Here is a 13,326-nt window from a genome sequence, read left to right as displayed (position 1 = left end):
TCTACCAACCATCGAAATAGAACGCAATTACATGGAAATACTCGAGATATTTGTGTCAGATTAAAACATTTATCCATTGAAAAATAACAAAATTATGACACTTACAATTAAAAAAAATCACGGTTTATATTCTGTATCAGGAACACTAAATTCTGAATCAGCACAATACTTTCAAACATTTTTTGAAAACATTTTAGAAGAATCAGACGACCTTACAATTGATATCGAAAACCTAATCGACATCGATGAAGCTGGAATCAATGCCATTAGAGTCTTATATAATAATGCCAGAAATTTTGAAAGAGGTTTTTTAGTCATAGGACGTGTGTCTCAACATATTTTAGAAAGCATTAGAAGTATCAAAATTGCCGCATAAAACGGAATCATTAAATTAAAATCAACACATCATGCAATTATTAACAGCAATTAAATCTAGAAAGTTAACGCCAGAACAATTATTTATGGTCAGCGTGTTGGCTGTAAACGGAGGCAACTATTTGTACAACCTAATCTTAGGTCGCCTTTTAGGGCCAACGGCTTTTGCTGATGCAGCAGTATTAATTACGTTTCTATTAGTACTCTCTTTTGTTGCTATGACGTTTCAGTTGGTAACCGCAAAATTTTCAGTTTTATTTGAAAATGAATTGTTTAAGAATTTCATAGCCAAAGTTTATCAACAGGCAGTTGTGGTTGGTATAGGTTTAGGGATTTTAATTATTGTATTTGCTTCGCAATTACAGACCATATTTAATACATCCACTTCAACCATGTTTATCATTTTTGGTTGTGGAGTGCCACTTTACTTTTTAATGAGTGTAAATAGAGGAGCTTTTCAAGGTAAAAAAGCTTTTAAATCTTTATCAATTACTTATCAGGCAGAAATGTTAAGTCGTTTGGTAATTACTCTTGGTTTAATACTTTTATTTAATATTCAGTCTTCGGCAGTTATTGCCATTGGGATTTTACTATCGTTTGTATTTGGCTTGTTTCCTTTTAAGATGAAACAAATCAGTTTTAAAAAACCAGTAGCTTTAGATGCTAAGTATAGCAAACAGATTAAAAATTTCTTTTTACTTACAGCGTTTTATGAGCTTACTCAAATCATTATAAACAACAGTGATATATTATTAGTAAAACACTATTTTGAATCTTATGAAGCAGGTTTGTATGCCTCTTTAGCACTAATTGGTAGAATAGTATATTTCATTGCTTGGATGTTTGTAATGCTACTACTACCAGCTGTAGTAGAATTAAAAAAAGAAGGTAAAGAAACCGCTTCTGTACTTTTTAAGTATGTTGGTTATATTGGAGCTATTTCTGCACTGATTGTAATTACATGTTTACTTTTCCCAGAATTGATTATTAATATCCTTTTCGGAGAACAATATATTGCAATGGCACCTCTATTATGGAAGTACGCTATTGCCACATCGATGTTTGCTATTTCTAACATCTTCGCCTATTACTATTTGTCTTTAGATAAATACGTGCCAGTTATTATTTCTGGTGTCTTTGGTATGCTTCAAATGGTGTTGGTTATCTTTTTTCATGATAGTTTAGAGCAAGTTGTACACATGCAAATTATAGCAATGCTTTTATTGTTAGTTATTCAATTAGCATTCTTTGTAATGGATTCTAAAAAGAAGTAAAAATTAATTCATTATAATCTTGTTTTACTAGAAACAAGCAAAAAATCTCAGCAATTAATACTGTTAATTGCTGAGATTTTTTGTTTAAAAACAGTTTGAATGGTATTGAGTATTATTTTATTGAATGTAATATCCAATAAACAATCTGAAGTATCAAAATATGCAAATCATTTTGTACTAATAAATCATCTGCATTTCAGAATGTTAGTCATTTATAAAGCTGTATTAACCAAACTTCAAAAAGCTTAATCTAAGGATTAATTCCATTCGTCTACACTAAAAGTCGTCCCATCGAAAGTCTCAAAAATCAGCGAAATAAAAGCCCAAATTTGCAGTGTAATTAATTAGAACATAAAAAAAATTAAGATTATGAAACTTGCAATAGTAACAGCATATCCACCAAGTAAAGTCACTTTAAATGAGTATGCTTATCATTTGGTAAAACAATTTAGACAAAAAGAAGAAGTAACAGAACTTATATTATTAACTGACAAAACGGAAGGTGCAAAAGACATTTCTTTCACAGAAGCAGGATGTAAGATTACTGTAAAAGAGTGTTGGTCTTTTAATAGTTATAAAAACATTTTTTCTGTAACTAAAGCCATCAATAACACGCAACCAGATGCCGTATTATTCAACTTACAATTTATGAAGTTTGGCGACAAGAAAATTGCAGCTGCTTTAGGATTAATGTTGCCATTGGTTTGTAAATTAAAGAAGATTCCTAATATCGTTTTATTACATAATATTCTTGAAGAAGTTGATTTAGGAAGCGCAGGTTTTACATCAAACAAGTTAATGCAGAAAATCTACGGATTTATAGGTACATCCTTAACAAAGTTAATTTTAAAAGCAGATGTTGTTGCTGTAACCATGCAAAAATATGTTGACATTTTAGAATTCAAGTATCTAAAACCTAATGTAAAATTAATTCCTCATGGCACATTTGAAATCCCTGAAGAACCAGATTATACATTACCAGCAGGACCATTGCAAATTATGACTTTCGGAAAGTTTGGAACTTACAAAAAAGTAGAAGGAATGATTGAGGCAGTAGAACTTGTTAGAGAAAGAACAAACTTAGAATTAGAAGTTGTAATTGCAGGTACAGATAACCCAAATGTACCAGGATATTTGGCTAAGGTACAAGAAGATTATAAACATGTGCCAAACGTAAGATTTACTGGTTATGTTGAAGAGCATGAGGTACCAACTTTATTTAATGAAAGTGCTGCAGTTGTATTTCCATATACCTCTACAACAGGTAGTTCGGGAGTTTTACACCAAGCAGGAAGTTATGGTAAAGCTGTAGTGATGCCAGACCTAGGAGATTTAGCTTTATTAGTACAAGACGAAGGCTATAGAGGCGAATTTTTTGAGCCAACTAGTGTAGAAAGTTTAGCTAATGCCATAGAGGCGATTGTTACCAATGAGAAGTACAGATTAGAGCTTGCAAGAACTAATTACAAAGCTGCAACGGCACACCCAATGTCTCAGATTGCAGATATGTACTTAGAAGAATTTCAAAATATATTAGAGAAAAAAACAAATCATTCTGCTGTAATTACAGCATAATAGTTAAAAAAAAACTTAGCTAAACGGTAGTAATCTGCCTACTCAGATTGAACCTACACTACTGTTTAGCTATATAATCGAAATTACCCTTTTTGCCCCAAATTAATTACAACACCTACTATAAATTAGAATCCCCTAACTTCTAATTTTTAATGAATGCAGAACAGAAGAATCTTTTGAGATTTGATTAGGTTATTAAAGAAAGGTTCTTCACTGCGTTCTAATTAACAAATTGATTTAATAACAAAATAATATAAAGCTAAAATTACCCATTCTAATACTAAAGAATGATACTAGTTACAACGAAATTAAATACCTGAAATTTTAATTAATAAGAATGCAGAGTAGGAGAATCTTTTGGAAATAAGGTTAGGCAGAAATAAGAAAGATTCTTCGCTGTGTTCTAAATAACAAATTGATTTAAAAACAACATAGAAATTACCCATTCTAATCTAAAGAATGATATTAGTTACAACGAAATAAAATACCTGAAATTTTAATTAATAAGAGTGCAGACCTGGAGAATCTTTCGGAAATAAGGTTAGGCAGAAATAAGAAAGATTCTTCACTGCGTTCTATATAGCTAATTAAATGTTAACGCTATAAATACATTAATTAGAAATGTACTTAAACGACGCCTTTTTTACTCCATTTTTATCAATAAATCCAAAATGTTTTTGAGTATTACGACGCCAAGGACGACTGCCTACAACATCAGTTGGTACATCAGTAAAATCATATAAGGTCCAAGACATAAATTGTAAATTATTAGCTGCAATTTGTTCTTGGATTTTTTTGTGGTAATTAGCTTGGTCTTCATCAGATGAGCCAAAAGGTTTCCAAAAACCAGAGTAAGAAGACAATCCAAACTCCTGAAGAACTAAAGGTTTATTTGGTATTTCAATTTTCATGGTTTTTATGGCTTTGTCTAAATCGTCTAAATCTTCATAATAATGAAACGATACAAAATCTACTTTATCTTTTAAAATCGAAGCACTTTGTGTGTTAGACCAACCTATGGTAACAGGATGCACATTGTCTACCGATTTTACCAAATCTATCATATTATCTAACCAAGCAATCACAACGGCTTTTTGTCTAGATTCAAAATCTAAATTCGGTTCGTTTTTAATATCCCAAGCTAACAATGCGTTGTGGTCTTTTACGGTTCTAACTATGGTTTCTGCGTGACGTTGGTTTAACGTCCAACTCATTACTGAATAATCGCCATAAAAATCAAATAAAGTTAAAACTACTTTTAAATTATAAGTATCTGCGATATCTAAAGTCTGTTTAAGTTTTTCTAGTTTTTTAGGGTTGACATGTTCTTTACCAAAGTCTTCATATTGGACAAATAAGCGTACGGAGTTTAAACCAGCATCTTTTATGATTTTAAAGTCTTTAGAAATGGTATCTACAGAAAATTCGTCGCCAAACATATTCCAAGGGTTAGTTTGTGGGTAATAGTTAATCCCTTTAATATTAAGGCTATCAACCGAAATAGGTTTAGAATTGTTTTCGTAATTATCTCCACTTTCTTTAACCATATGCCTAATGCGCCAAAACCCATCTTCTAATAAAAATACCATTTTGTAGTTAGAGGTTTCCGTAGTTTCTAAAACTAATTTTTCAGCTTTAAAAACACGTTTGTATTCTATAACATTTCGGTCTGTAATCACAGCCATTTGCCCATCTTCGCTAAAAAATTCTAAAGTAGGATTGTGTCTTAGTGTGGTCGCTTCAATAGTAATGTCTTCGGCTTTGTTTAATTCAATAAAATGGTATAAATTTTCTCTAGCGCTATCTGTGTAGTAATCTTTAATACCAGCTGGTTTATTAGTTTTATAGGCTATTTGTTTTACGTACCAAGCATCTAAATAATTGCTTTGTAAAGCGTTTAAGGTTTGGTTGTCCATTGGTCGACCTTCGTTTTTTAAAGGTTTCCAATTAACTTTTGGTAAATATTGTTCTACTTTCTGTATTTCTGTGTGCAACATGGTGCTTCGGTCTGCACCTGTATTTAGATAACTAAATAATGCGCTTACACCAGAAATGATTAGGGCTACAATCATAATGTATGAGGCAATTAATATGGTACGTAATATGTTTTTATTAAGACCTACCATAGTTCTTTTGATTTAAATTCTTTTAATAAACCTGCTGTTTCAATGCTAAAATTGTAGGTGTCATTGTTATAAATAGCTGGTTTTAATTTAAAATTCACATAACCATTAAATGATGTTTTAGTTATGGTGTTAATGTGTTTTTCGTTTTTAAAAATATGTAATTTTACATGCAGTCCATCAGGAATCATTTGTTGCATAAAACTATGTAATGGTCCAACGGTTATGGTTCTGTTTTGGTCTAAAAATTCAACATCAAAATCTTTAATTACTTGTTTGTAATTAAGCGAAATATTATTGCTTTCAGACATTCCATCTATGTACGCTTTAATGCTCCAGCTATCTTCGTAATCTGGATGAATTATTTTTGATGTGGCAATACCATCAATCGTTGTACCTGTGGTTTTTAAAATATTGCCTTCAGAATTGGTTATAAAAAATGTGACAAAAGTACCATCGCTAATGACATTATTTTGTTTGTCTTTTATAATTGTGGTAGTAAATGTGGTTATCTGATTTCCATCTGCATAGTTATGTGGTCTAGTTGCAGCTATTTTAAAATTTGTTGGGATTGCTGGCATGACGTTAATGGTAAATTCTTTAGAATTGATACCAATACTTTCTGAAGAGACTAGCATGCGTCCACTTTCTTTTTTAGAATACATATTTCTCCACGAAATTAAATTCTTCGTGTAGATATCATTTGTTTCTTCTGAATCTAAAAATTGATGTTTTGCTTTTACCAATGTATTGGTGGGTACAGGATTGTCTAATGAGTCTGTGGGTATTACCACTAACATCGTGTAATCTGTTCCTCCAGCTTCAATACTTGGTGGACCAATATAGGTTTCTAACGTCGCTACTTCTGCTTTTGGATTGATGTTAAATTGACCTGAAAGCGGATTGGTTTCATTCAACAATTTCCAATTTACGACACCTATTTTTTTAGTAATGTTTTCAGGAATATAAAACTCTAATGTATTATTTTTTAAAGTTGAGGAAATTACTGTTGAGCCATAACTATTAGAGCAATACAGTAAGGGTTGTTCTACTTCAGAAATTGAAAATTTTAATATGATGTTAGTGCCAACTTCAAACTCAGTTTGTGCGGTTAGTAATTCAATTTTATTACCTGTTTCATTTTGTTGTATAACAGCAAATGATGATAATAACATCAAACCTAAAATAAACAAATATGTGCGTTTCAGTTGCATTAATTAGGACTTCCTATATACGTGTTAATTTCTATTTTAATATAACTAAAATCAGGATGCTCAATAGCTTGTAATTGCGCATTGGTATGATTTACTATTCTGTTAGGTACTATTTTGTTAGCAATATCTTCATTTGGTAATCCGTTAACAAAAATATTTTTCATGCTATCGTTAATGATTTTCACTTTACCATCTTTTAATATAGCGTATTCAAAATCTTGCTTTCGTTGTTGTCTTACACCTTCTTTTACAAATAAATGGTCTACCCAAACCATGTTTTTGTTGGCATCGTAATAAGTGATGAGCAGTTGAGGTATGGTTATTTCTTGGATGCCACTGTTAAATAGGTTTCCATTCATGGTTCCTTTCTTTATGTTGATATCACTTAAAACCACGTTTTTGTACAAATCAGAACCAGAAACATTGCCTGCTACTTGTAAGTTAAATTTGGTTGGTTGTTCTTCAAATTCAATGGGTGTAAATTCATCTGGATTAAACGTGTCTGGAATAGAATCTTGAGTTCTAGACCAAGCAATACCTTCAAAATTAATCCTAAAACTACTCGATTCTTTTGGCATTAATTTATGCTTCACATGATACTTTGCATTGTAGGTTGCTAGTTGTTTATTATTGTCGTTATAAAGTGTTCCTTTTAAAATAACATCTGCTGGTACATTATCTATATTTTGCACTTCACCAATTATGGCATAGCTACCATCATACTGTACCAATTTAGCCGAAACCACTTCTAAAACAGGCTGTTTTAAAATGTCTTCATGATGAGTTGCTTCGGTTGTAATGCGTCGTCGTCCTTGGTTAAAATACTTAGTTGCATTGTCTGAATATAATTGATCTGGAGGCAAATCGTTATTTAAATCGTCTGGTTGTAAATACCATTTTCCTTTGTGTTTAGATAATGTTTTGTAATCTACTTTTTCAATTTTCTCTAAAGGAGTTATCCATTGGGTTACCACTTTTGCAGAAACCGTACTGTCGTTATGTTTTGTAATTTCAGTTTCAATTGCATCCATTTTTGCATAACTACTCAGTAGTCCATCCGTTACTGATATTTCTAACATATATTGCGCAATGGGTAGCTTGCTTTCTGGGTCAATTAAACTATGTGCTTTTTCAAATTCTTTAAAATCTAAAGCATCATAATAGGCAATAATGGCGTTTTCTGGACTACGTTGCGAGTCGTTTTTTAGGTAAAATAGATAGATGCCATAAAAAACAACAACAGCCAAAATTATGGACCAAATATGTGTAATTCTCAATACGTTTCTATTAAACTTTTTATACGTAGTTGGAAACTTTAAAAAATCTGGAATAGGTTTAAATCGGGTTTTTAACATGTTTACCCAAAGCATTTGTATGTTTAATATAAAAGCAATTAAAACAGTTAAAAACGGCATAATTCCCCAATGTATTTTCAACCATTTAGCAACGTCTTCTTTAGGTAAAATAGAGGATACAGGCGGAATGTTTAATCGTTCCCAAACCATAATTCCGTTTTCTAATTGTCGTAGTCGTTGCCAACCACAGAAATAGAGAATTGGGTCGTAAAATTTATCGTTAGAAAATATATATTTAAGGTTGTATTTTTCTGGAGTGGTTAAAAATTGCTGTAGCGATCCAATACCTGCAACACCTTTAAATTTTGAGTTTTCTAAACGCTCAATTGGTCTTGTGGTTAATTCTGGTAATCGTCTTGCAGAATGGTAGTTTCCATCAACTGTCATGGCATTAGTTTGTGCACTTAACCAAGCCATTTGGTCGCCAAAACCAAGTGTTAAAAATCGCCATTTATCGTGATCGTCTTGATTTAAGAAATTAACAATTGGCAGCATCTTTATTTTTTGGGGTTGCGATGGTCTAAAATAGTTAAGACTCATGGTAAACACTACCATAAACACCATTAATCCAGCAAGTATTCCACCTATGATTCTGTGGTAAACAGCACCAAATTTAGACTGGATGAGTTCTTTTAAATCACCTTCAACAAAACGATAGGCAAATTCTCCCATTAACGGAATAGATAGTATGGAAGCCCAAAGTGTAAATCTATCTAAGGTTAAAATGTTAAAAGCTGTTTCGCCTAACATTTTTAAAGGAATTGGTGTAGTGCCTCCAGTTCCTAAAATGGTACAAATTGTAACCGATAAACCAAAAAACAAGTAACGTTTGCTGTAATATCTGTAAAATATATAAGGTAATAATACTAGTAAAATTCCCCAAGGAATTAAAAAGAATACCAAGCCTGAGGATGTAATTTCAAGAAAATTATCACGCGATCCATGAGGAATTGGAACTTGCGTAATTGGGTTGGCTTTAGAGTTTAACCAATACGGAAAAATACAGCCTATAATTAATACCAAAGACAGCATTCCGAAGCTTACAATACGTTTAAAAAGCTTGAAAAAAGTATTCAAAAAGAGTTTGAAGGTGACTTCTTTCATGGTGTTTACTTGCTCACGCGAAACATCCATAATTACCATGCCTATTAATGGGAAGATAAAAAATACCATTCCAAAAATGGGAGTCACATGGTGCGAAGTAACGGTTACTGCTATTAAAGATAAACTGGTTGCCAAGTACCATTTTTTACCTGTTTTTAACCATAAATAAATTTCTGGTAAGGCATGCATTAACACGGAAACTCCAACAATACTAGGTAGTTGTCCAAAAATATGAAGCGTTTCTACAAAAGAAGATGAAAATACGGCCAACAGACAAGCGTAACCAGCAACTGTTTTATTACCTGTCATTAATAAGGAAAAACGATAGGTTCCTGTTATAAATAAGACAATAGCAATAAGCGCTACACTAAACATCCCAAACTTTAAACCACCAATCATAGAGAGTAACCCAATGGATTGATGTACTAATGGTGGATAACTCTGAACAGTAAAACCAGTGTACCATTCATAATTCCATGGTTCAAACCAACTATTGGCATAATGGTCTGCAAAGAACAAATGGATTAAGGCATCATAAGTAGTTTCTAAAGTAAAGAATATAGAACTACCATGAAACGCTAAGCCTAAAAGTAGCGCAGAGATTAAATATTTGTTTGAGGTTTCTTTCAATTGTTAATTTCCATTTGTCATATATAGGTGAGCTGTAATATTCTTAGCTATCATTATATAAGTTATAATAATTGATAAGAATAATTCATTTAAAGCCCAAGCTATAACGATATGTCAAAGATATATAATTTAAACAGTGGTTCATTTTTTAATTAACTGCAGTAATCTACCATTCGTCTACACTAAGTATTAGCTTCAGCTAAATTTAAATTTTACAAGCGTCTTATCAAGTAATTTTGTCATGTAAATAACGAACAAATACATTTATTATGAAAATATTAGCCATAGACGATCAACAATTAGTTTTACTTCCTTTAGAGAAAAGATTATTAGAACTAGGATATGAAGTAAAGATAGAAACAGATGCTTCAAAGGGATTAGATTTATATGAGTCTTTTAATCCAGATTTAGTAATTGTTGATATTAACATGCCTGGAGTTTCAGGATTAGAAGTTGTAAAGTATATCAGAAATACTAAAAATGCGGATACACCAATAATGATTTTATCTGGTAACACTAAAGATGATACTATTATGCAAGCTTTTGAACTTGGGATTGATGATTACATGAAAAAGCCTTTAAGCTTAAACGAAATTAGTGCTCGTGTAAAACGCTTAATTGGTACACCAGAAACAAAGAATGTAGTTACAAAGAGCAATGTAATGATACAAGAACGTTGTGTTGGTGTTGTAATTCCTTGTTATAACGAAGAAGAGCGATTATTAAGTGATGAGTTTATAAGCTATATCGATAAAAATTCTGGTTACCATCTCTGTTTTGTTAATGATGGTAGTAAAGATAAAACCTTAGAAGTTTTAAAAGACTTACAAAAAGGAAGAGAAGATTTTATCACAGTTTACAATTGTGAAAAAAATGGAGGTAAAGCAGAAGCTGTACGTTTAGGAATGTTACACATGGCAGCAAAAGAAGACTTAGATTATATAGGTTTCTTAGATGCTGATTTATCTACAGACTTGGCAGATTTTGATGACTTGGTAAAAACGATTGAAACTTCAGATTTTAAAATTGTAAGTGGATCACGTATCTCTAGAATGGGAGCAAACATTACAAAGGAATCTGCAAGAAAGATTATTAGTTTAACAATAAACTTTATTATAAGAAAGATTTTAAAAATGGATTTTAAAGACACACAGTGTGGTGCTAAAATCTTTCACAAAGACGTTATTAACATTGCATTTGGCGAAAAATTTGTGACACAGTGGATTTTTGATGTAGAAATCTTTAAAAGAATGAGTATTCACTTTGGGTTAAAAAAAGCAAAAGCCATGTTATGTGAGCAACCATTAAAAAGATGGATACATGCAGATGGTTCTAAATTATCTATGAAGGATTCGGTGAAAATTGTGTTTCAATTAGGACAAATTGCTTGGGTATATGGTGGAAAAAAACAAAATAAAAAAGTAGAAGCTTCAAGTCACTTAAAAGTAGCCTAATCATAAATTTTACCAAATCCCCAAATTATGAAAATAGGTATCATTATAGTCTTTCATGATAATGAAAAAGAAATGGACACTACATTTTTTATTGAACAAATTAAGCAGACTTCAAATTTAGAATTATGTCTGGTAAATAATAATAGTAAAGATAACACCTTTGATTTGTTACGAGAAGTAAAAGAAGAGTGTAATAATGTATCTGTTGTTAATGTTAGAAAGTTTAAATCAGATATGTCAGCTGTTAAAGCAGGTGCGAGATTTATGTTTAACGAGTTTAATTTAAAGCATTTAGGTTATGTTTCTACCAATATGCTAAATATTAAACACCATGGATTAAATGAATTAATTAAGGTTATTACCGATAATCAGGATGTTATTTTAAAATATGATATGGAGACGTTAAAAAAGAAACAAACGTTATTTCAGAGCTTATTCTCATTATTAGATTATTTAAAAAAATTAAAGAAAAACAATCATTTTATCAAACTTCAATTCCAAACAAATCTTTAAAAACAAAAAGCATGCAAGCATATCCAATAAAATTCGCACCTATACTAAAAGAAAAAATTTGGGGAGGAGAAAAACTCTCTCAAATCTTAAATAAAAAAACAGATTTGAAAAATGTTGGCGAAAGCTGGGAAATTTCTGGAGTTCAAGATAATATTTCAACGGTTGCAAACGGACTTTATAAAGGAACATCGTTAAATGATTTAATAAAAACTCATAAAAGCAAGTTTTTAGGACAACAGAATATTGATGTTTTTGGAGAAAATTTTCCATTGTTAATTAAGTTTTTAGATGCTAAAACCAATTTATCAGTACAAGTACATCCAGATGATAAGATGGCAAAAACACAACACAATTCTTTTGGTAAAACCGAAATGTGGTACATAATGAATAGTGATGATGATGCAGAGATTGTTTTAGGATTAAAAGATAATGACTTAGATAAAAATGTATTGAGTGCTATAAATGCTACAAATGTTAATGACATTTTTAATACAGAAAAAGTAAAACAAGGTGACAGTTATTTTATACCAGCAGGAAAAATTCATGCTATTGGAGCAGGTGTTTTAGCTGCAGAAATTCAGCAAACAAGTGATATTACTTATCGTGTTTATGATTGGGACAGAATTGATGATGCCGGAAAGCAAAGAGAATTACATACCGATGCAGCAATAAAAGCCACTAAATCTTTTGTCTCAAACGGAAAAAGTAATTATCAATTAGAAGCAAATAAAACTAGCAATTTAGTTGATTGCGATTTTTTTACAACAAATATTTTTGAGATACAAGCAAATCAAAAAAGAGAATATAACCATTTAGATTCATTTGTTATTTTTATGTGTGTTGAAGGCACTGCAGAAGTAACGGTTAATAATTTAACAGAGACTGTGGCAATGGGAGAAACCATTTTAGTGCCTGCAAATACAGATTCAGTTGAGTTTAATTCTGCAGGAGCAAAACTATTAGAAATATACATCTAAATTAGTTTGATAAAGTTGTAAAAGCCTTTCTTAAAAATGGATAAAAAGTCTTAATTAATTCTACATTTGCATAATATTATTTTTTATTATGTCATTAGAAAGAGAATTAAAACAGCGCAGTGGTTCTAAATGCGAACTTAGCGGAAGTGAAGAAAACCTATCCGTTTATATTGTTCCAGATATCAAAGAAAACGGATTAAAAACAGCCTTATACGCATCTAAAACGTGTATTGAGCAGATGAATGATGCAGACCTCATAGATCCTAACCATTGGAGATGTCTTAATGATAGTATGTGGAGTGAGCACGATGCTGTTAAGATTATGGCTTGGCGAATGCTAAATAGAATTAAAGCAGATTGGACCCAAGATTTGTTGGCAATGATGTATCTAGAAGATGATATCTTAGAACTAGCAAAAGCATCTGGAGATGGAGAAGATGATGAAAGCAAGTTAATTCATAGAGATGTTAATGGTGTTATTTTAGAACATGGTGATTCCGTTGTACTAATAAAAGATTTAAAAGTGAAAGGTTCTAGTATGGTAGCCAAGCAAGGAACAGCGGTTAGAAATATAAGACTAGATCACGAAAATGAGACTTATATAGAGGGTAGAGTAGATGGTCAGCAAATAGTGATTATTACAGAGTACGTAAAGAAAACTTAATCAGTTTTTTTCTTGTTAAAGTAGTCAAAGCTTAAAGGTATTAGAAAAAACATAAAAAGGTATTTTTC

Annotated in this window: 10 protein-coding genes; 7 read left to right on the top strand and 3 right to left on the bottom strand. The window is 31.3% G+C overall.

From position 1 onward, the window contains the following. Window positions 1-76: 76 nt before the first annotated feature. The 3 genes from HNV10_RS01225 to HNV10_RS01215 all read left to right on the top strand — a co-directional run bounded on the left by HNV10_RS01225 (window position 77) and on the right by HNV10_RS01215 (window position 3,224). Entirely contained in the window at window positions 77-376 is a 300-nt protein-coding gene (locus HNV10_RS01225; protein WP_173299510.1) for an STAS domain-containing protein, read from the top strand. A 31-nt stretch (window positions 377-407) separates the two neighbouring features. Beyond that, on the top strand, window positions 408-1,649 hold the full coding sequence (locus HNV10_RS01220) for an oligosaccharide flippase family protein (RefSeq protein ID WP_173299509.1): 1,242 nt from the start codon (window positions 408-410) through the stop codon (window positions 1,647-1,649). Between the two features lie 369 nt (window positions 1,650-2,018). Beyond that, on the top strand, window positions 2,019-3,224 hold the full coding sequence (locus HNV10_RS01215) for a glycosyltransferase (RefSeq protein WP_173299508.1): 1,206 nt from the start codon (window positions 2,019-2,021) through the stop codon (window positions 3,222-3,224). Window positions 3,225-3,835: 611 nt separating this feature from the next. Here HNV10_RS01215 and HNV10_RS01210 read toward each other — a convergent pair. The 3 genes from HNV10_RS01210 to HNV10_RS01200 are packed head-to-tail and all read right to left on the bottom strand — an operon-like array spanning window position 3,836 to window position 9,650. Further along, a complete protein-coding gene (locus HNV10_RS01210; protein ID WP_173299507.1) occupies window positions 3,836-5,350 on the bottom strand; it encodes a glycoside hydrolase family 2 TIM barrel-domain containing protein in 1,515 nt (504 codons plus the stop codon). Beyond that, the gene (locus HNV10_RS01205; protein ID WP_173299506.1) at window positions 5,344-6,561 is read right to left on the bottom strand and encodes a hypothetical protein; all 1,218 of its coding nucleotides are present in this window, start codon (window positions 6,559-6,561) and stop codon (window positions 5,344-5,346) included. The genes HNV10_RS01210 and HNV10_RS01205 overlap by 7 nt, the downstream gene beginning before the upstream one ends. Next, on the bottom strand, window positions 6,561-9,650 hold the full coding sequence (locus tag HNV10_RS01200) for a hypothetical protein (RefSeq protein WP_173299505.1): 3,090 nt from the start codon (window positions 9,648-9,650) through the stop codon (window positions 6,561-6,563). Before HNV10_RS01200 ends, HNV10_RS01205 begins: the two co-directional genes overlap by 1 nt. Before the next feature lie 269 nt (window positions 9,651-9,919). Here HNV10_RS01200 and HNV10_RS01195 point away from each other — a divergent pair, with 269 nt between their 5' ends. The 4 genes from HNV10_RS01195 to HNV10_RS01180 all read left to right on the top strand — a co-directional run bounded on the left by HNV10_RS01195 (window position 9,920) and on the right by HNV10_RS01180 (window position 13,258). After that, the gene (locus tag HNV10_RS01195; RefSeq protein ID WP_173299504.1) at window positions 9,920-11,104 is read left to right on the top strand and encodes a response regulator; all 1,185 of its coding nucleotides are present in this window, start codon (window positions 9,920-9,922) and stop codon (window positions 11,102-11,104) included. Window positions 11,105-11,131: 27 nt separating this feature from the next. Further along, window positions 11,132-11,617: a family 2 glycosyl transferase gene (locus HNV10_RS01190; protein WP_173299503.1), complete on the top strand. Its 486-nt coding sequence runs from the start codon at window positions 11,132-11,134 to the stop codon at window positions 11,615-11,617. 11 nt (window positions 11,618-11,628) lie between these two features. After that, window positions 11,629-12,594 (top strand): type I phosphomannose isomerase catalytic subunit, encoded by a 966-nt coding sequence (locus tag HNV10_RS01185; protein ID WP_173299502.1) that lies wholly within the window; start codon window positions 11,629-11,631, stop codon window positions 12,592-12,594. Between the two features lie 88 nt (window positions 12,595-12,682). After that, window positions 12,683-13,258, top strand: coding sequence for a PhnA domain-containing protein (locus HNV10_RS01180; RefSeq protein ID WP_173299501.1), 576 nt, complete (start codon window positions 12,683-12,685; stop codon window positions 13,256-13,258). Window positions 13,259-13,326: the final 68 nt, after the last annotated feature.

The sequence above is a fragment of the Winogradskyella litoriviva genome (assembly GCF_013249065.1).
Classification (GTDB): domain Bacteria; phylum Bacteroidota; class Bacteroidia; order Flavobacteriales; family Flavobacteriaceae; genus Winogradskyella; species Winogradskyella litoriviva.
Note: the sequence above shows the minus strand (reverse complement) of the source record. Positions and strands in the feature narration are given on the sequence as shown.